Origin of the sequence: Leclercia sp. G3L (assembly GCF_021117075.1) — a bacterium.
Classification (GTDB): Bacteria; Pseudomonadota; Gammaproteobacteria; order Enterobacterales; family Enterobacteriaceae; genus Enterobacter; species Enterobacter adecarboxylatus_C.
In genome coordinates this window covers 3,615,053-3,634,568 of record NZ_CP088265.1, presented here as the reverse complement: position 1 = coordinate 3,634,568, position 19,516 = coordinate 3,615,053, and the positions used below count along the sequence as shown (strand labels likewise).

Below are 19,516 nucleotides of genomic sequence, written 5' to 3'. Positions count from 1 at the left end.
ATTTTCGCTCCGAAATCAATTTATCCCGATGATATGACGATCCCCCTGGCGGGCAAAAAAGTGATCTGAATCGCTTTAGCAAATCGTGTCATAAGCAAATGCATTCAGTTGACTTATAGTTGCCTGAGCAATAATATCTGCCGTGATTAAACTACTTGCCAGGGCAACCATTGTGAAAAGCACCAGTGACCTCTTCAACGAAATCATTCCGCTGGGTCGGCTTATCTACATGGTTAACCAGAAGAAAGACCGCCTGCTCAATGATTATTTATCACCGCTGGATATCACCGCAACCCAGTTTAAAGTGCTCTGTTCTGTGCGCTGCGAAGTGTGTATCACCCCGGTTGAGCTGAAGAAAATCTTATCTGTCGACCTCGGCGCGCTGACGCGCATGATGGATCGGCTGGTCTGCAAGGGGTGGATTGAACGCCGCCCGAATCCGAATGACAAACGCGGCGTGCTGGTGCAATTGACCAGCGACGGCGCGGCAATGTGTGAACAATGTCATCAATTAGTAGGACAAAAACTGCACCAGGAACTAACAAAAAACTTAACGGCGGACGAAGTGGCAACTCTTGAGCACTTGCTTAAGAAAATCCTGCCGTAAACAGAAAGAGGTATGACGATGTCCAGACGCAATACTGACGCCATCACTATTCATAGCATTTTGGGCTGGATCGAAGATAACCTGGAGTCGCCGCTCTCGCTTGAGAAAGTGTCTGAGCGTTCAGGTTACTCAAAATGGCACCTGCAACGGATGTTTAAAAAAGAGACCGGCCACTCATTAGGCCAGTACATCCGCAGCCGCAAATTAACGGAAATCGCGCAGAAGCTGAAGGAAAGTAACGAGCCGATCCTGTATCTGGCTGAGCGTTATGGGTTTGAATCGCAGCAGACCCTGACACGCACGTTCAAGAACTACTTCGACGTTCCACCGCATAAATATCGCATCACCAATATGCATGGGGAATCCCGGTATCTGCTTCCGATTAACCACTGTAACTGCTAAACGCCTGTATTAAGAGCCTGGTCCCGTAGGCTCTAAGACGTATCGAGGAAATTATGAAACTATTCGCTTCCGCCGTTCTCACCGCCCTGGTGCTGGTCTCTGGCCAGAGTTTTGCGGAGCAAACTCCACGTGTCCCGCAGCAGAACAGCCGCGACACGATGATCCTGCCAACGGCTAACGGCCAGTCGCCCCATGACTTTAACCATATGGGCGCAGGCAGCGACAAATCCGACGAATTAGGCGTGCCCTATTACAATCAGCACTCTTAATGCGTTTTGCCCCGCCCGCGCGGGGCTTTTTTTTAGCCTCTGACCCGCGTCGCCCGACGCAGGCGCAAGCCGAAAACGTTGATATAAAGTCCGGCCATCACCAGCAGCGCCCCCACCAGCTGCAACGCCCCCAGTTTTTCATCCAGCAGCAGCGCCGCACTGGCGATGCCCACCACCGGGACCAGCAGCGACAGCGGTGCCACCCGCCAGGTTTCGTAGCGCCCGAGCAGCGCGCCCCAGATGCCATAGCCGACAATGGTGGCGACAAAGGCCAGGTAGATCAGCGACAAAATCGTGGTCAGGTCGAGGGTGACGAGACTGTGCAACATCACCGTCGGGCCATCCAGCAGATATGAGGCCGCCATAAAGGGCAGGATCGGGATCAGCGCACTCCACACTACCAGCGACATCACCGCCGGACGCGTCTCAAGCTGCATGATCTTTTTGTTTAAGATATTGCCGCTGGCCCAGCAGAACGCCGCCGCCAGGGTCAGTAAAAAGCCCAGCAGCGCGACGTGCTGCCCGTTCAGGCTGGCCTCCGCCAGCACCAGCACGCCGACCACGGCCAGGGCAATCCCCGCCAGCTGTTTGCCCTGAAGGCGCTCGCCAAACACCAGCGCTCCAAGGATGATGGTGAAGAACGCTTGCGCCTGTAGCACCAGCGAGGCCAGACCGGCGGGCATGCCGAAGTTAATGGCGCAGAACAGAAAGGCAAACTGACCGAAGCTGATGGTCAGGCCGTAGCCCAGCAGCAGACGAAACGGGATCTTTGGACGGGCAACGAAGAACAGCGCCGGGAAGGCCACCAGCAGAAAGCGTAAACCGGCCAGCATCAGCGGAGGCATGTTGTGCAATCCGACTTTGATCACCACAAAATTCAGCCCCCAAACTACTACCACCAGCAATGCCAGCAGCCCGTCTTTGCGCGTCATACCCTGCCCCTGTTTATTAAATTTTTGTAACCGCTTATCAAAGTAACGAAAAAAACCGCCGAGGAACAGATCATTAATTCTGACAGTCAGGCGAAGCACTTAGGGATAAATTTGGTGGTATACAAGCCTCTTATGCCATGTTAATCCTGATAAGACATAACAAAAACTTCACACGCAATTGTCGGGCAGGAAAATGAAACCATCACTCAGGCGCTCAACCGCAGCGCTACTGGCGTCGTCGCTGTTACTCACCATTGGTCGCGGCGCGACATTGCCGTTTATGACCATCTATCTCACCCGCGTCTATAACATGAGCGTGGAGAATATTGGTTATGCCCTGACGGTGGCGCTGACTATCGGGGTGGTTTTCAGCCTGGGGTTTGGCATTCTGGCCGATAAATTCGATAAAAACCGCTACATGCTGATCGCCATTACGGCGGTGGCTCTGGGCTTTCTGGCGATCCCACTGGTGGATAACGTCGTGCTGGTGGTGCTGGCCTTCTCGCTGATCAACTGCGCCTATTCGATCTTCTCCACGGTGCTGAAAGCCTGGTTTTCCGATGTGCTCAACCCGGCGGAAAAAGCGCGGGTTTTCTCCCTTAACTACAGTTTTCTTAACATCGGCTGGACCGTCGGGCCGCCATTGAGCACCCTGCTGGTGATGTACAGCCTGCAACTGCCGTTCTGGGTAGCGGCCTTCTGCGCCGCGTTGCCGCTGGTGCTGGTCCAACGCTATGTGCAGAAAGGCGTGGCGGCCGACAGCGAGCATGTGCCAGTGCCGTGGCAGCCGTCGGTACTGCTGCGCGACCGGGCGCTGTTCTGGTATACCCTCTCCGGGCTGCTGGCCTCCTACGTGGGCGGCTCCTTCGCCAGCTGCATTTCCCAGTACGTGCTGGCGGCAGACTACGACAGCGATTTCGCCCAGAACGTGGTGGCCGTGGTGCTGCCGGTGAATGCCGCGATGGTGGTTTCGCTGCAGTACATCATTGGCCGTAAACTGTCGGCGCGTAATATCCGCCCGCTGATGACGCTGGGCACCCTGTTTTTTGTCCTCGGTCTGGCCGGGTTTATGCTCTCCGGGGAGAATCTGATCTACTGGGGGCTGGCTGCGGCTGTCTTTACCGTGGGTGAGATTATCTATGCGCCAGGGGAATACATGTTGATCGACAACATCGCCCCGCCGGGCATGAAAGCCAGCTATTTCTCCGCCCAGGCGCTTGGCTGGCTGGGTGCGGCCTTCAACCCGATGATCACCGGGCTGATCCTGACCCATCTCCCGCACTGGTCGCTGTTTGTGATTATGATGGTTGCCATTGTGCTGGCCTGGCTGATGATTTTGCGGGGGATGCGGGTGAAGGCGTGGGTTGATGTGCCTGATTTGGTATCGCGGTAATTGCCCGGCGGCGCTACGCTTGCACGGGCCTACAAAGCCAGTAGGCCGGGTAAGCGCAGCGCCACCCGGCATACAGACCGCACCGGGAACGTAATGGTGCAATATCTCCCTACTGAGAGCATTTATTATTTATATTTAAACCAGAGGAAAAGATGCCCAATTACAAGTAATAAGATAAATGCACCGATCAGGGTGATCGCAACGTCAGGGAAATAGACCACTGCAAACATACTAAAAAAGAGAACAGACAGAAAACAGCCCCATCCCCAGATAATTAAAATCACCTCTTCCTTGAGCCACTGTTTAAGAAAACCCATCACTACCTCAGCATTTCGATAGCAAAATCAATAGGTTCATCATTAGAGCCGAGATAAAATAAAGAAAATATTAATGAGTTCTGAAAGATTTTGTAGGCCGGGTAAGGCGTAGCCGCCACCCGGCGCACAGGCCGCACCGGAATTAATGGTGCAGCATTTCCTCTACCACCTGCTTTTTATACATTTCGTTCGGATAATAGGTCGGCCAGTTATCCATCTCTTTTAATAACGCCTCGTGGGAGGTGTTGCCCATAAAGATATGGAAATGGGCCGACTGGCGCGGACCAATAGTGTGGTCGCTGAACTGGACAAACTTCGGTGCCTTGCTGCTGGCGTCCTTACATTCAAACAGGTAACGCACGCCCTTCTTGCCGGAGGCATAGGTCAGGATCTTGTAGCCGTTAGAGACGTATTCACAGCGGCTCACATTTTTCCCGGTGTGAAACTCCATCACGTTGTTCTCAATGCCAATGGTTTCCACGTCCGTAGCGTAGCCGGTGCGGTAATAGGCTTTAACCTCGTCAAAGGTTTTACTCTTGTCTTTCTCGGCTTTCTTCTTGAACACCGGGTCGAGATCGCCGCTCAGCAAAAACGGATAGACCGACTGCCAGACGCCGTCCCAGTTGGAGAACGGGCGATCTTTTACGTCTTTATCGTCAAACACGCCGTTGGCCGCTTTTTGTTCCGCTTCGGTCATCTGGTGGCCGTGGGAATGGGCATACAGCTGGCCGCTGACCAGCAGCGCCCCCAGAGTCATTGCAAATTTACCAATATGTCCTGCCAAGGTAACGTCCTCACTCCATTTTAAAAGAGCGATGGATGTTATAGTATAACATATCGCAAAACAACCCCGTTAAATCGCCACCAGACCGCGAACGCCCTCCTGTTCCATACCCTCCCCGCGCCCGCGCTGGATAATGCTGCCCCGGGACATCAGCAGATAGCTGTCGGCCAGCTCGGCGGCAAAGTCATAAAACTGCTCCACCAGCAGGATCGCCATATCGCCCCGGTTCGCGAGCTGACGGATCACCTGGCCAATCTCCTTAATCACCGAAGGCTGGATCCCCTCCGTCGGTTCATCAAGTATCAACAGCTGAGGACGACTCGCCAGCGCCCGACCAATCGCCAGCTGCTGCTGTTGCCCGCCCGAGAGATCGCCGCCCCGGCGCTGCTTCATCTCCTTAAGAACCGGAAACAGCTGCCAGATCTCCTCCGGGACCTGCTTCGCCTCACGCGCCGGAAAGCGCGATAGTCCGAGCAGCAGGTTCTCCTCCACCGTCAGGCGGGGAAAGATGTCCCGCCCCTGCGGCACATAGGCTACCCCGGCCTGCACCCGCTGGTGCGGTCTGGCGTGTGTGATGGATTTGCCCTGCCAGAGGATTTCGCCGTTGCGCGCCGGGATCAGCCCCATCAGGCACTTCAGCAGCGTGGTTTTGCCCACCCCGTTGCGGCCCAGCAGGCAGGTGACTTCCCCGGGGAGGGCCTCAAAGCTGACCCCGCGCAGAATGTGGCTCCCGCCGTAATACTGATTCAGTTCGTTAACCTGTAGCATCCGCGCTCCTTAGCGTCCGAGATAGACTTCAATCACCTGCTCGTTGGCCTGCACCTCGCGCAGCGAGCCTTCGGCCAGCACCCGCCCCTGATGCAGGACGGTAACGTGATCGGCAATGGTTTCCACAAAGCCCATGTCATGCTCCACCACCATCAGCGAGTGTTTGCCCGCCAGGGTGCGAAACAGTTCGGCGGTGTACTCGGTTTCGGCGTCGGTCATCCCGGCGGCCGGTTCGTCGAGCAGCAACAGATGCGGCTCCTGAACCAGCAGCATGCCGATCTCAAGAAACTGCTTCTGCCCGTGCGACAGCAGGCCCGCCCGGCGATGCCGCTCCCCGCCGAGGCGCAGCAGGCTCAGCATCTCGTTGATCCTGTCTGCCTGCTCGCTGCTCAGTCGGGCGCGCAGGCTGGCCCACACCGATTTATCCCCCTTCATCGCCAGCTCGAGGTTTTCCCATACCGTCAGGGCCTCAAACACCGTCGGCTTCTGGAATTTGCGCCCGATGCCCTGACGGGCTATGGCGATGGGATCCAGAGCAGTGAGGTCCGTCGACTGGTCGTACAGCGCGCGCCCGCTCTGGGGCCGCGTTTTACCGGTGATAACATCCATCAGCGTGGTTTTGCCCGCGCCGTTAGGGCCAATTACGCAGCGCAGCTCACCCACGCCAATATTCAGCGACAGGTCGGTGAGCGCCTTAAAGCCGTCAAAGCTGACGTTGATCCCCTCCAGCTGTAACACCGGGTCAGTCTGGTCGCGATAGCGATCTCCGGGCAGCTGGCGGGTAAATAATTGCTCGCTCATTACTGGTCTCCCTTGCGGAACAGGCCCGTTACACCGCGCGGTAAAAACAGCGTCACCGCAATAAAGATCAGCCCGAGAAACAGCTGCCAGTACTCCGGCATCGCCACGGTGAAGACGCTTTTTGCGCCGTTAACCAGCGCGGCGCCAATCACCGGACCGATCAGCGTACCCCGCCCGCCGAGCGCGACCCAGATTGCCGCTTCGATGGAGTTGGTGGGCGACATCTCGCCGGGGTTGATGATCCCGACCTGCGGGACGTACAGCGCCCCGGCCAGCCCGCACAGCACCGCCGACAGCGTCCAGACCAGCAGCTTAAAACCGCGGGGATCGTAGCCGCAGAAGGTCAGCCGGTTTTCCGCGTCGCGTACCGCGGTCAGAATGCGGCCAAACTTACTTTTGGCCAGCGCGTACCCCACCGCCAGCGACGCCGCCAGCAGCAGCACGGTGGCAATAAACAGCGCGATGCGCGTTGAGGTGGCGGTCACCGGGAAGCCCAGCAGCGTGGTGAAGCCGGTAAAGCCGTTGTTGCCGCCAAAGCCGGTTTCATTGCGGAAGAACAGCAGCATCCCGGCGAAGGTGAGCGCCTGGGTCATGATGGAGAAATAGACCCCTTTGATTTTTGAGCGGAAGGCAAACCAGCCGAACAGCAGCGCCAGCAGGCCGGGCACCATGACGATCAGCACCAGCGCCCAGGCGAAATGCTGCGTGCCCCACCAGAACCAGGGCAGCTCGCTCCATGAGAGAAACGACATAAAGGCCGGGAGGCCGTCGCCCGCGGCCTGGCGCATCAGGTACATCCCCATCGCGTAGCCGCCGAGGGCAAAGAACAGGCCGTGGCCCAGCGACAGCATGCCGGCATAGCCCCACACCAGATCCAGCGCTACGGCGACAATCGCATAGCAGAGGATTTTGCCCACCAGCGTCAGCATCCAGGTGGAAACCGCCAGCGGATGCGTGGCGGGCAGCAGCGCCAGAAACGGCAGTACCAGCAGGGCGGCAAGGAGCAGGCCGAGTATGATCGGTAAACTGCGCGGCGCTTTCCGCGCCAGGGTTAAGGTCAGTGGCTGGCTCATCAGTCGATTACCCTCCCTTTCAGTGCAAACAACCCCTGAGGACGCTTCTGGATAAACAGAATGATCGCCACCAGAATCACGATTTTGCCCAGTACGGCACCCATCTGCGGTTCGAGGATCTTATTGAAAATCCCCAGCCCGAAGGCGGCCGCCACGCTGCCGGCCAGTTGCCCCACGCCGCCGAGCACCACGACCAGGAAGGAGTCGATGATATAGCCCTGGCCCAGCTCCGGCCCGACGTTGCCCAGCTGAGACAGCGCCACCCCGCCGAGCCCGGCAATCCCGGAACCCAGCCCGAAGGCCAGCATATCGACGCGCCCGGTAGGCACCCCGCAGCAGGCCGCCATGCTGCGGTTCTGCGTCACCGCCCGCACGTTGAGCCCCAGCCGGGTTTTGTTGAGGATCAGCCAGGTGAAAAATAGCACCAGCAGCACAAAGCCCAGCACCACCAGCCGGTTCCACGGCAGGATCAGGCTGGCGTAGACCTGCACGCCGCCGGAGAGCCACGCCGGGTTAGCCACCTCAAGGTTTTGCGCCCCGAAGATCATGCGCACCAGCTGGATCAACATCAGGCTGATGCCCCAGGTGGCAAGCAGGGTTTCCAGCGGGCGGCCATAGAGGTGGCGGATCACCGTGCGCTCCAGCGCCATGCCCACGCCTGCGGTGAGCCCGAACGCCACCGGCAGCGCCACCAGCGGGTAGAAGGTGAGCCACTGCGGGGTAAACTGCGCCATCGCCTGCTGCACCATCCAGGTGGCGTAGGCGCCAAGCATCAGCATCTCGCCGTGGGCCATATTGATCACTCCCAGCAGGCCGTAGGTGATCGCCAGTCCGAGCGCGGCCAGCAGCAGAATGGAGCCCAGCGACAGGCCCATAAACGCCTGACCCAGCAGGTCGCTGATGGTCTGACGGTGCTGGATCTGACGCAGGCTTTCTGCGGCGGCTTCCCGCACCCCGGCGTCCGGCTCGGTCTGCGGATGGGTATAAGGCAGCAGTCGGGCCTGCACCTCCGGATCGCTCGACTCGCCCAGCAGCGTGACGGCCTGCTGGCGTACCGCGGGCTGGGTGCTGGTCAACTGGAGACTGGCGACGGCCAGGTTCAGCACCTGACGCACCGCGTCATTATTCTCGCTTGCCAGCTGACGTTGTAAAAAAGGCAGCATCTGCGGCTGGGGATCGCGCTGGAGTTGCTTCGCCGCCGCCAGCCTTTCCGTGACACTGTCACCTGCCAGCTGATGGGTGGCGAGCGCCGTAGCGGCCAGCACCCGCAGGCGGTTAGTGAGCCGCACGGCTTTGGTAGCGCCTGCCGGCTCTCCGCCCTCGCCGAGAGTGGTCAAGGCGCCGTTTTCCCGGGTGAAGGCCTGCTTATTGGTATCGATAAAGACATTTTCCTGCTGCAAGGCGCGCAGCAGCGCCAGCCGGGCGGGATCGGGTGCGGCGGCCCACTGCTCGAGCAGTACCGCCTGTTGGCTTCGGCTGGCGGCAACAAAATTATCGGCGTCCGTTGCCTGCGCCATCCCTGGCAGCAGTCCGGCAAGCCATACGAGAGCGAAGATCGTGCGCATGACGTTCATGGCTTTACCTCTTTATGATCCGGATTCAGTTGCTGGCGGTTTTGATTGGGGTGTCGGGCTTTTTGTCATTCCCGGCGATGTACGGGCTCCACGGCTGGGCGCGGACCGGCGCTTCGGTCTGCCACACCACGTTGAACTGGCCGTTACCCTCGATTTCGCCAATCATCACCGGCTTATGCAGGTGGTGGTTGGTGGCATCCATGGTCAGGGTGAAGCCCGATGGTGCTTTGAAGGACTGGCCTGCCATGGCGGCGCGGACTTTATCCACGTCGGTGGTGCCCGCTTTTTCCACTGCCTGGGCCCACATGTGAATCCCCACATAGGTCGCTTCCATCGGGTCGTTGGTCACCACCGTGCCGGCGTTCGGCAGCTTCTGCGCTTTGGCCCAGTTTTTATAGGCCGCGACGAAGGTCTGGTTGGCCGGGTTATCCACCGATTCGAAGTAGTTCCACGCCGCCAGGTTACCCACCAGCGGTTTGGTATCGATGCCGCGCAGCTCCTCTTCACCCACCGAGAAGGCGACGACCGGTACGTCGGTGGCTTTTACGCCCTGGTTAGCCAGCTCTTTGTAGAACGGCACGTTGGAGTCGCCGTTGATGGTGGAGACCACCGCGGTTTTGCCTGCGGCAGAGAATTTCTTGATGCTGGCGACGATGGTCTGGTAATCGCTATGGCCGAACGGGGTGTAGACCTCTTCGATATCTTTATCCTGCACCCCTTTTGAGTGCAGGAAGGCGCGCAGAATTTTGTTGGTGGTGCGCGGGTAGACATAGTCGGTACCCAGCAGGAAGAAGCGCTTCGCCGCCCCGCCGTCTTCGCTCATCAGGTACTCCACCGCCGGGATGGCCTGCTGGTTAGGTGCCGCGCCGGTGTAGAAGACGTTCGGGGACATCTCTTCCCCTTCGTACTGCACCGGGTAGAACAGCAGACCGTTCAGCTCCTCAAACACCGGCAACACCGATTTGCGCGAGACCGAGGTCCAGCAGCCGAAGACCGCCGCCACCTTATCCTGGCTTAACAGCTGACGGGCTTTCTCGGCAAACAGCGGCCAGTTGGAGGCGGGATCCACTACCACCGGCTCCAGCTTTTTGCCCAGCACGCCGCCTTTGGCGTTGATCTCGTCGATGGTCATCAGCGCCACATCTTTCAGCGGCGTTTCGGAAATCGCCATCGTGCCGGAGAGCGAGTGCATGATGCCAATCTTGATGGTGTCGGCTGCCTGCACGCTGAAACTCATCCCCATGGCCACCACGGAGGCCGATAAAGCAAAGGCTTTTAATAAGGTACGACGATGCATAATTTTCACTCCTGAAAAACAACGCTGTGCGAAATCGTCCGTTACGGCGTGGACGCAGAAAAAGCATTCAGGATTAGACAGAGCAAAAAGGATGCCAGAACGAAAAATCAGCAGGATCGGGGGGCTGGAGAGGGTTTTAAACGCAGGGGCGGATCAGAATGGCACAGCGTTGCACTTAATTAATGCAACGCTGTGGAGAAATCGTTACCAGACTTCGCTGGCGATTTGGGTGACCAGGCGAACCTTATCCCACTGCTGGGCTTCGGTCAGGGCGTTGCCCTCTTCGGTGGAGGCAAAGCCGCACTGCGGGCTGAGGCAGATCTGGCTTTTCGCCACGTACTTCGCTGCCTCTTCCAGACGCGCTTTCACCCCTTCCGGGTTTTCCAGCTCGCCGCTTTTGGTGGTGATCAGCCCCAGCACCACCTGCTGCTTGCCCGGACGGACAAAGCGTAACGGGGCAAAGTCGCCGCTACGATCGTTGTCGTATTCGAGGAAGAAGGTATCGACGTTGACGGTGCCAAACAGAATTTCGGCCACCGGCTCGTAGCCTCCTTCGGAGATCCAGGTCGAACGGAAGTTACCGCGGCAGACGTGCAGTCCGATGGTCAGGTCGTCCGGCTTGCCTTCCAGGGCCTTATTCAGCACGCGGGCATAGGTATGCGCCAGCTGGTCCGGGTCATCGCCGCGCTCGCGGATCTGGCGGCGCTGATCGTCGGAGCAGAGGTAGGCCCAGACGGTGTCGTCCAGCTGCAGATTGCGACAGCCCGCCGCGTAGAAAGCGTGAATGGCATCGCGCCAGGTTTGCGCCAGGTCGTCGAAGTAAACCTCCAGATCCGGATAGACGGTGGCATCGATATCCTTACGTCCTCCGCGGAAGTGCAGCACGCTCGGGCTCGGGATGGTCATCTTCGGCTGGGCGTTACCGCTGACGCTCTGGAGGTAGCGGAAATCATCCAGCATCGGATGGCTGCCGAACCCCAGCTTGCCGGTGACGCGCACGCCGTGGGCTTTGGTCTGCACGCCGTTAAACTGGATCCCCTGCTCAGCTTCGTAACGCTCCACGCCCTGTAACCCGTCGAAGAAATCAAAGTGCCACCAGGCGCGACGGAACTCGCCGTCGGTCACTACGTTTAAGCCGCAGGCGCACTGCTGCTCTACCACATGGCGAATCGCCTCGTCTTCTACCGCACGCAGCTGCTGCGCGTCGATTTCACCGCTGGCGAACTTCACCCGCGCCTGTTTGATGGCGTCGGGACGTAAGAAACTGCCTACCACATCGGCACGGTTCGGGGCGTGTTGTCGCTGCATGCTTATCTCCTTTAACTGCCGCCAGGTAATTGCCGACAGTGATAATTCATTATTTGAACATTTAGACTTCTGGATGTCTATATGTCCAAAGGATGTCATAGCCTGCGCCGCACGGCAAACGAGAAAAATTCATCGGTATTGAAAAAAATTCATGTTGGTCTGAAGGGCAAAAAAAAACCGCCAGAGACTGGCGGTAAATGCTTGCATGGATAGATTTGTATTTTGATATCTACGGACCCGGCATTCCATACCGGGCTGCGGATCCTGACCAGGTTAGCATGAGAAAGATAAATGAAGGTTAAACGAGCTCTGAGCGGGTTGAAGATGAACGGTAACGCGCGACTAGCCAGACGGCTGTACAGGCGATAACCGGAACCAGCCAGTCGAGCAGGCTGGCCATATTCCACACCTGCCAGTCAAACCCGCCCCACCACGGCATGTTGGCGCGCTTACCATGCCCAAACAGGGCAATCCAGCGGTATTCAGCCTGGGTCTGCTCACGGGCGATAAACCACAGGGAACCCAGCGCACCACCGATTCCCCATCTGCCCAGTTTCAGGCCGAAAAGACACTGGATCGTTACGGCAGCCAACGCGTGTAGTAAAGGGGAAAAATCCATGCTCATCCTTCTGTAAGTCCAAACGTGCAACATGGCATCATAATAGGGCTTACCCTGAATGTGAAATAATCTGCCATCACCCGACGGGGATTCACTGGCGACTCCCTACAAAAAATCAGGATTGCCCGTAAAGACCAGCGATGAGATAGTGCTCTTTCCCCTTGAACGTAAAAAACCACCCAAGAATAACAACAACTGTTGTCGACGGTTTCGTTCAATAAGGGTATTACCATGTCTCAAAAACTTACTGCAGGCCAGGTGTTCTGTAATGTCGCTCTTTTCTTTATCGCTGCGCTGCCACTGGCGGTGACAGGAATTGCCATATTCATTATGGCAGAGGGGATTGAACGATGGTCTGCCGGCGGGTTTTGTTTAGCAATGGCTTTTGGGATTAGCCAGAGTATCTGGCGAAATCTATCTGGCAAATAGTTTAGCGAAAGCTAAACACACTAAAGCAGGATGTTAATCCTGCTTTTTTATTGCCGTAATCCAGCCTGGTGGCAGGAAATTATGGCCTCCTGAACGAGATGGCAGCCCTGAAGATATGAGACAAGCCAGCGAATGACGGCTGTTTCTCCAAAAAGTAACTTTTTATTTTCGCGAAAGTATAAAAACATTCAAGAAAGCGGGTATGTAGATCCGAAGCGTTGTATACGAATCCCTTTTCACAGCCAGAAGCGTGATAACCGCGCCCAGCAATCCTATGGCGTCTGTTAGTGTGGGTGGCCATGTATCACAGTAGGTCGTCATCGAGTACTGGAGCCATTGTTCAAAAAGGGTTGTGCGCGTATGCATGCTTATATCCTTGATTATATCTAATGAAGGGAAAACATTATCGCATGGTGTACGCGTCGTTTTTTCCGTATAAGGACCTAAAATGAAGGCATACGCATTCAGGGTTTAATTTTTGGCTCTAAACATGATTTCAAGTTAACCCGCGAACGCGAATATACCTCTTTCACTCCACCAGATGATCTTTACGCCACGCATTGCATAGAGAAAATGCGTGCCGAAAAGAACTGGAGTGCAGCCACCTTAACCGTTAATCCGCAAACGACACAATTCATCTGGCACTAAAAAACCGCCCGGAGGCGGTTGTTTCCAGGATGCGGCTGCCGATCCCTACATTGTAAATGTTCACAGGTGGTAGCCTGCGCCCTGCATAGCCTGTTGCCGGCGAAGGAAATCCATCAGGGCAACCTCCGCCTGCCTAGTGACGTTCGGGGTCACACCATGTATTTACTAACTGCCTCAAAAAGTAGATAAGCCCCGACACAATCAGCAACGCAGATAAGGCTGTCAACATAGCAACCGTCATAAGAAACTCCATGTTCTCAGTTTTTGTCCTAAAGAATCTTAGAACGTATTTTGCATTTGTCACTACCGTCAGCGATCTTCGGTGCCCGGTTATCCCGGCATACAGAAATACAGGTCATCCAGGGCTGATGGCAGACATGTATGGCAAACCTGGTGCCCACTAAAAATGGGGATTGATGATGTAGCCCCCTGAAACACCAGACAGTAGCTGTATCTCCAGATAAGAGATAGGCTTGAATATATGTCTAACACTAACGCCAATTTTGAGATGACCGGGATCCTGTTAGGACAAGAAGTCCGTAAACGTAAAACTCCTCAGGAGAAGATCGCCATTATCCAGCAGACGATGGAGCCGGGCATGAATGTCTCCCATGTCGCCCGCCTGCATGGCATCCAGCCCAGCCTGCTGTTTAAGTGGAAGAAGCAATATCAGGAAGGCAGCCTCACCGCCGTTGCGGCCGGAGAAGAAGTTGTTCCAGCTTCTGAGCTTACTGCTGCTCTGAAGCAGGTCCGGGAGCTTCAGCGCCTGCTGGGCAAGAAGACGATGGAAGTTGAGATCCTGAAAGAAGCCGTGGAGTACGCTCAGTCGCGAAAATGGATAGCGCACGCGCCCTTGTTGCCAAAGGACGGGGAATAGCCCTGGTCAGCCGCACCATGGGCGTGTCGCGTGCGCAGCTGTCACTGCGAATTAACCGTTCTGCCGACTGGCAGGGACAGGCGCTGTAACCGGCGTGATGACGAAGCAGACGCTGAAATACTGTCAGAGATCCTCGATATCATCAGCGATATGCCCAGTTACGGCTATCGCCGTGTGTGGGGCATCCTGCGTACGCAACGTCGTACAGAGGGACTGCCCCCCGTGAACGCCAAACGGCTTTACCGGCTTATGAGCGAGCATAATCTGCTGTTACTGCATGACAAACCAGAGCGGTCGAAGCGTGAACATAAGGGCAAAATCGCGGTGGCAGAAAGCGATATGCGCTGGTGTTCAGATGGCTTCGAGTTCGGCTGCGACAACGGTGAGAAGCTGCGGGTCACGTTCGCGCTGGACTGCTGCGACAGAGAAGCCATAGACTGGGCAGCGAGCACAGGAGGCTACGACAGTTCGACGGTGCAGGATGTGATGCTGAGGTCGGTGGAAAAAGCGCTTCGGCGACGGGCTGCCGACCACACCGGTTCAATGGCTGACGGATAACGGTTCAGCATATACCGCGCATGAAACGCGGAGGTTCGCCAGAGAGCTGAATCTGGAGCCGTGTACAACAGCGGTGAGCAGCCCGCAGAGCAATGGCATGGCCGAACGGTTCGTGAAGACGATGAAGGAAGACTATATCGCGTTCATGGCAAAACCAGATGTGAGAACAGCCCTGCGAAACCTTGCAGCAGCGTTCACACATTACAATGAAAACCACCCGCACAGCGCGCTGGGATATCACTCCCCGAGGGAATATCGGCGGCAGCGGACATCGTTAACTTAAGATACAAAAGCTGTCCGGAGATGGCGGGTCAAGATCAATGTGCATTACGTTATTGCGAACCGGAACATTAGACAGAAAACGACACGGAGGCACTATGTTTACTTATACTTCAGCAACCACACCATCCGCACAGCCGGAGCTGGTAAATGCAATTGCACAGGGTTTACGCGCAGAACTGGGCGCTGTCACCGAAGATGACATTTTGATGGAACTCACCAAGTGGGTTGAAGCCTCAGACAATGACATCCTCAGTGACATCTACCAGCAGACCATTAACTACGTCGTCAGCGGCCAGCACGCCAGTTTCTGAAAACCTGCTATGCTGGATCTGCAACCTTAGGGGTTACATTTCGTTCGCCTTATCACTATCAACAGGAATGAGGAGTTAATATGAAATCGAACCGTCAGGCACGCCATATCCTGGGACTGAACTACAAACTCTCGAACCAGCGTAAAGTGGTGATTGAGGGCGACAGCGAAACGCAGGTCACCCACGCTACCGGCAGAAAACGCCACGAACCTAAGTAAGTTCGCTAAAGCATACCTGACACCACCGGCTACTCCGGTGGTGTTTTTGTTTGTATGTTGCGGTTTTTAACATTGACCTCCTTTATACTACCCGCCTGACATCCCCTGCGGGCACGACAGCGACAATGATCAACACCAGTGCCAGGGACGGATTTCCAAAAATTAAGTGAGTGACATGGACAACAAAGCAACCCGACATCGTTCCCTTTACATCCCTTACGCCGGGCCGGTTCTGCTGGAGTTCCCCCTGCTGAACAAGGGCAGCGCCTTCAGCATGGAAGAGCGTAGCAACTTCAACCTGCTGGGCCTGCTGCCGGAAGTGGTGGAAACCATCGAAGAACAGGCCGAGCGTGCGTGGATCCAGTACCAGGGCTTCAAAACCGAAATCGATAAGCACATCTATCTGCGCAATATCCAGGACACCAACGAAACCCTCTTCTATCGACTGGTGCAAAACCATCTCGATGAGATGATGCCGGTGATCTACACCCCGACCGTTGGGGCCGCCTGCGAACGCTTCTCCGAAATTTACCGTCGCTCCCGCGGCGTGTTTATCTCCTATCAGAATCGCCACCAAATGGATGACATTCTGCAGAACGTGTCAAACCACAACATCAAGGTGATTGTGGTGACCGACGGGGAACGTATTCTCGGTCTGGGCGACCAGGGGATCGGCGGAATGGGCATCCCGATCGGCAAGCTGTCGCTCTACACCGCCTGCGGTGGCATCAGCCCGGCCTACACCCTGCCGGTTGTGCTGGATGTCGGCACTAACAACCAGCAGCTGCTCAACGACCCGCTGTATATGGGCTGGCGCCATCCGCGCATCACCGACGACGAGTATTACCAGTTCGTGGATGACTTTATCCAGGCGGTAAAACACCGCTGGCCGGACGTGCTGCTGCAGTTTGAAGACTTCGCCCAGAAAAACGCGATGCCGTTGCTGAATCGCTATCGCGACGAAATCTGCTCCTTTAACGACGACATTCAGGGCACCGCGGCTGTCACCGTCGGTACCCTGATTGCCGCCAGCCGCGCGGCGGGCAACCAGTTAAGCTATCAGAAGATCGTCTTCCTCGGCGCCGGTTCCGCCGGGTGCGGTATTGCCGAGCAGATCATCGCCCAGACCCAGCGGGAAGGGTTAAGCGAAGAGCTGGCTCGCTCACGCGTCTTTATGGTGGACCGCTTCGGCCTGCTGACCGACGCCATGCCGAACCTGCTGCCGTTCCAGACCAAACTGGTGCAAAAGCGCGAGAACCTGAAAAACTGGGATACCGACAACGAAGTGCTCTCCCTGCTGGACGTGGTGCGCAACGTCAAGCCGGATATTCTGATCGGCGTCTCCGGGCAGACCGGGCTGTTCACCGAAGAGATCATCCGCGAAATGCATAAATACTGCGCTCGCCCCATCGTGATGCCGCTGTCGAACCCGACTTCACGTGTGGAAGCCACCCCGCAGGACATCATCGCCTGGACCGAAGGCAATGCGCTGGTTGCCACCGGTAGCCCGTTCTCCCCGGTGGTATGGAAGGATAAAACCTACCCGATTGCCCAGTGCAACAACTCCTATATCTTCCCGGGGATCGGCCTCGGGGTGATCGCCTCGGGAGCCTCGCGCATTACCGATGAGATGCTGATGTCCGCCAGCGAAACCCTGGCCAAGCACTCACCGCTGGTGAACAACGGCGAAGGGCTGGTGCTGCCGGAGCTGAAGGATATTCACGTGGTGTCGAAGGCGATTGCCTTTGCCGTAGGGAAGATGGCGCAGCAGCAAGGGGTGGCGGTGAAAACGTCTGCCGATGCGTTGCAGCAGGCGATTGATGAGAACTTCTGGCAGCCGGAATACCGCAGCTACCGCAGAACCTCAATTTAAAAAGCAAAAAGGCAACGTAAGTTGCCTTTTTTTATGTTGGTACGATCTACTTCTTCTTATTCAGCATCGCCTGTAAATCGGCAAACGGATTATAGGTTGCCGCGCCTACGTCTTTTTGCGCGTCCTCACCCGCTACCACGGTAGTGCCGTACAGATCCGCTTCCGTATATTTAGAATGCTCGTGATCGTGACAAAACAGACACAACAACTCCCAGTTACTGCCATCTTCCGGGTTATTGGTGTGGTCGTGATCGATATGGTGGACCGTTAATTCACGCAGGTTTGAATAAACAAATTCCCGCGAGCAGCGCCCACATACCCAGGGATAGATTTTGAGTGCTTTTTCGCGATAGCCGCTTTCCAGCCGCGCGTAGTTTTTGGGGATCAGAGCCATTGCTGAGATTACCTGTGACAAAAAACTAATTTTACGCCAGTACGGCCGGGAATTCACCTGCGTTCACTGCCGCAGTCCATCGTTTCTGTAAGCTGGCGCTGCGTCAGCCACCAGAACGCCAGTGCCAGCAAACTGACCATCGCCCCCAGAAAACATACTCCCTGCCAGCCGAAATGGGCATACGTAAGGGTGGTACCGATCGCGCCCAGCCCGCTACCGAAGGCATAAAAAAGCATATAAAGCCCCACCAGCCGGCTATGGGCATCCGGGCGGGTGCGAAATATCAGGCTCTGATTAGTGACGTGTAGCGCCTGGCCGCCCAGATCCAGCAGCACGATACCGATCGCCAGCGCCCAGAGTGACATATTCATCAGCGACAGCGGCCACCAGGCCAGCAGCAGCGTCAGAAGCGCCATTCCGCTGGTGCGCCCGGCATATCCCCGATCCGCCCACTGACCGGCACGCGATGCAGCCAGCGCGCCGACCACGCCCGCGAGCCCGAACGCACCAATCATTGTGTGCGAGAAGCTATAAGGCGGCGCGCTCAGGGGCAGCACCAACGCGCTCCAGAAGATGTTAAAGACGGCGAACATCAGCAGCGCCAGCATGCCCCTCACCTGTAACGCCTTTTCCTGACGCAGCAGCGTCAGCATCGAGGCTAACAGACGGGGATAAGTCAGCGCGTGAGAAGCCGGAGGCAGGACGGGCAGCCGTCGCCACAGCGGGATCGCAATCGCCAGCATCAGGAGCGCGGCACAGAAATAGACCCCGCGCCAGCCCGTCAGATCGCTGACGCCCCGGCAAAGACCCGCGCCAGCAGCAGCCCGATAAACACCCCGCCCTGCGCCGTTCCCACCACCCGCCCCTGCTCATGAGAGGCCGCGGCGCTGGCGGCATAGGCGATCAGCCCCTGGGTCATCGCCGTCCCGAGCAGCCCGACGGCGAGCATGCCAGCCAGCAATACCGGCGCGGACTGCGCCATCCCTACCGCCGCCAGGGCGATAGTCAGAGCCAGCATTTGGATCGCCATCAGGCAGCGGCGATCCACCCTGTCACCCAGCGGCACCAGAAAAAGCAGCGCCAGCGCGCAGCCTGTTTGCGTGGCAGTAATAACACCGCCGACCGCGGCCTGGCTGATGGCAAAATCCCGCGCCAGGGCGTCCAACAGCGGTTGCGCGTAATAGACATTCGCTACGCACAGGCCGCTGGCGATGGCGAAGAGCCATACCAGACTGCGTGACATATTTCCCTGCTCGGGCGACGTTGTGCGTTGCGCATGCATACCTTTGAGCTCCAGTAATCTGGTTTCAAAACAAAACTAAATGGAGGTTAGGCTAATTGGTTTTAAAATGTAACCATATGACTTATCCCTTTCATCCGTCAGATGGCAGGATGCTACTTCACAACGGCCCACCTTGCCCCGTCGCGCACTTCGTCGATCCGATGAGCGATCGCCGACGCACAGGCCTGTCGGAGTGGCGCCGATGGTGTTACAGGCGGAAGAGGGTTCGACGCAGGCCTGTGACTCATTAATTTAATCAATATAAAAGCAGGCTAATTATGCTGTATTTTGAAATTTTGATATTTTAATTCATCCTGGCGACCGCTTCTGCTTTTAAGCAGTTCCTTTCCCATAAATTTATCTAAAGCATTTTCATTACGGTAACACCTCTCAATCGCGTCAGCACTGCATGCTTAATAAAAGCTTGTTTAAAATATGTTTTCAGTTGTTAAGAAAAGCACTTAACGCAAACTTCACTTATTGCGATCCGCATGATTCAA

General features: G+C 56.5%; 19 protein-coding genes and 2 pseudogenes. 9 read left to right on the top strand and 12 right to left on the bottom strand.

The window, feature by feature from the left end:
• Positions 1-172 precede the first annotated feature (172 nt).
• The 3 genes from marR to marB are packed head-to-tail and all read left to right on the top strand — an operon-like array spanning position 173 to position 1,278.
• Positions 173-607, top strand: coding sequence for a multiple antibiotic resistance transcriptional regulator MarR (gene marR, locus LRS40_RS18825; protein WP_106993851.1), 435 nt, complete (start codon positions 173-175; stop codon positions 605-607).
• A gap of 18 nt (positions 608-625) precedes the next feature.
• The gene (gene marA / locus LRS40_RS18820) at positions 626-1,009 is read left to right on the top strand and encodes an MDR efflux pump AcrAB transcriptional activator MarA (protein ID WP_138369239.1); all 384 of its coding nucleotides are present in this window, start codon (positions 626-628) and stop codon (positions 1,007-1,009) included.
• A gap of 53 nt (positions 1,010-1,062) precedes the next feature.
• Positions 1,063-1,278: a multiple antibiotic resistance protein MarB gene (gene marB / locus LRS40_RS18815; protein ID WP_142489387.1), complete on the top strand. Its 216-nt coding sequence runs from the start codon at positions 1,063-1,065 to the stop codon at positions 1,276-1,278.
• 32 nt (positions 1,279-1,310) lie between these two features.
• On the opposite strand, the gene eamA is transcribed toward marB, so the two are convergent.
• Positions 1,311-2,210, bottom strand: a complete 900-nt coding sequence (gene eamA, locus LRS40_RS18810; RefSeq protein ID WP_231312340.1) for an O-acetylserine/cysteine exporter — start codon at positions 2,208-2,210, stop codon at positions 1,311-1,313.
• Positions 2,211-2,403: 193 nt separating this feature from the next.
• Here eamA and ydeE point away from each other — a divergent pair, with 193 nt between their 5' ends.
• Complete coding sequence (ydeE, locus tag LRS40_RS18805) at positions 2,404-3,603, top strand: efflux MFS transporter YdeE (protein ID WP_142489385.1); 1,200 nt, start codon at positions 2,404-2,406, stop codon at positions 3,601-3,603.
• A gap of 125 nt (positions 3,604-3,728) precedes the next feature.
• Here ydeE and LRS40_RS18800 read toward each other — a convergent pair whose 3' ends face one another.
• The 9 genes from LRS40_RS18800 to LRS40_RS18760 all read right to left on the bottom strand — a co-directional run bounded on the left by LRS40_RS18800 (position 3,729) and on the right by LRS40_RS18760 (position 12,150).
• Complete coding sequence (locus tag LRS40_RS18800; RefSeq protein ID WP_231312339.1) at positions 3,729-3,920, bottom strand: hypothetical protein; 192 nt, start codon at positions 3,918-3,920, stop codon at positions 3,729-3,731.
• Between the two features lie 142 nt (positions 3,921-4,062).
• Positions 4,063-4,704 carry a metal-binding protein ZinT gene (gene zinT / locus LRS40_RS18795; protein WP_231312338.1) on the bottom strand — a complete coding sequence of 214 codons (642 nt, stop codon included), beginning with the start codon at positions 4,702-4,704 and terminating at the stop codon, positions 4,063-4,065.
• 69 nt (positions 4,705-4,773) lie between these two features.
• Entirely contained in the window at positions 4,774-5,472 is a 699-nt protein-coding gene (urtE, locus tag LRS40_RS18790) for an urea ABC transporter ATP-binding subunit UrtE (RefSeq protein WP_231312337.1), read from the bottom strand.
• A gap of 9 nt (positions 5,473-5,481) precedes the next feature.
• Positions 5,482-6,273, bottom strand: coding sequence for an urea ABC transporter ATP-binding protein UrtD (urtD, locus tag LRS40_RS18785; RefSeq protein ID WP_231312336.1), 792 nt, complete (start codon positions 6,271-6,273; stop codon positions 5,482-5,484).
• A complete protein-coding gene (gene urtC, locus LRS40_RS18780) occupies positions 6,273-7,346 on the bottom strand; it encodes an urea ABC transporter permease subunit UrtC (protein WP_142489380.1) in 1,074 nt (357 codons plus the stop codon). The genes urtD and urtC overlap by 1 nt, the downstream gene beginning before the upstream one ends.
• Positions 7,346-8,920 (bottom strand): urea ABC transporter permease subunit UrtB, encoded by a 1,575-nt coding sequence (gene urtB, locus LRS40_RS18775; RefSeq protein WP_231312335.1) that lies wholly within the window; start codon positions 8,918-8,920, stop codon positions 7,346-7,348. The genes urtC and urtB overlap by 1 nt, the downstream gene beginning before the upstream one ends.
• A gap of 25 nt (positions 8,921-8,945) precedes the next feature.
• Positions 8,946-10,217 (bottom strand): urea ABC transporter substrate-binding protein, encoded by a 1,272-nt coding sequence (urtA, locus tag LRS40_RS18770; protein WP_142489378.1) that lies wholly within the window; start codon positions 10,215-10,217, stop codon positions 8,946-8,948.
• 204 nt (positions 10,218-10,421) lie between these two features.
• On the bottom strand, positions 10,422-11,525 hold the full coding sequence (locus LRS40_RS18765; RefSeq protein ID WP_231312334.1) for a cobalamin-independent methionine synthase II family protein: 1,104 nt from the start codon (positions 11,523-11,525) through the stop codon (positions 10,422-10,424).
• Positions 11,526-11,823: 298 nt separating this feature from the next.
• The gene (locus LRS40_RS18760) at positions 11,824-12,150 is read right to left on the bottom strand and encodes a hypothetical protein (protein ID WP_231312333.1); all 327 of its coding nucleotides are present in this window, start codon (positions 12,148-12,150) and stop codon (positions 11,824-11,826) included.
• 225 nt (positions 12,151-12,375) lie between these two features.
• Between LRS40_RS18760 and LRS40_RS18755 the strand changes: the two genes are divergently transcribed.
• The 5 genes and pseudogenes from LRS40_RS18755 to LRS40_RS18735 all read left to right on the top strand — a co-directional run bounded on the left by LRS40_RS18755 (position 12,376) and on the right by LRS40_RS18735 (position 17,340).
• Positions 12,376-12,573 (top strand): hypothetical protein, encoded by a 198-nt coding sequence (locus LRS40_RS18755; RefSeq protein WP_156263707.1) that lies wholly within the window; start codon positions 12,376-12,378, stop codon positions 12,571-12,573.
• A gap of 1,156 nt (positions 12,574-13,729) precedes the next feature.
• Positions 13,730-14,939: pseudogene (locus LRS40_RS18750) on the top strand (IS3 family transposase).
• A 94-nt stretch (positions 14,940-15,033) separates the two neighbouring features.
• The gene (bdm, locus tag LRS40_RS18745) at positions 15,034-15,249 is read left to right on the top strand and encodes a biofilm-dependent modulation protein (RefSeq protein ID WP_106992870.1); all 216 of its coding nucleotides are present in this window, start codon (positions 15,034-15,036) and stop codon (positions 15,247-15,249) included.
• Between the two features lie 80 nt (positions 15,250-15,329).
• Positions 15,330-15,467, top strand: a complete 138-nt coding sequence (gene sra, locus LRS40_RS18740; protein ID WP_032618124.1) for a stationary-phase-induced ribosome-associated protein — start codon at positions 15,330-15,332, stop codon at positions 15,465-15,467.
• Positions 15,468-15,642: 175 nt separating this feature from the next.
• A complete protein-coding gene (locus LRS40_RS18735) occupies positions 15,643-17,340 on the top strand; it encodes an NAD-dependent malic enzyme (protein ID WP_156263773.1) in 1,698 nt (565 codons plus the stop codon).
• A gap of 46 nt (positions 17,341-17,386) precedes the next feature.
• Here the strand turns inward: LRS40_RS18735 and yajD are convergent, their stop codons facing one another.
• Both yajD and LRS40_RS18725 read right to left on the bottom strand, forming a co-directional pair.
• Entirely contained in the window at positions 17,387-17,734 is a 348-nt protein-coding gene (yajD, locus tag LRS40_RS18730) for an HNH nuclease YajD (protein WP_106992874.1), read from the bottom strand.
• 53 nt (positions 17,735-17,787) lie between these two features.
• Positions 17,788-18,977: pseudogene (locus LRS40_RS18725) on the bottom strand (MFS transporter).
• Positions 18,978-19,516: the final 539 nt, after the last annotated feature.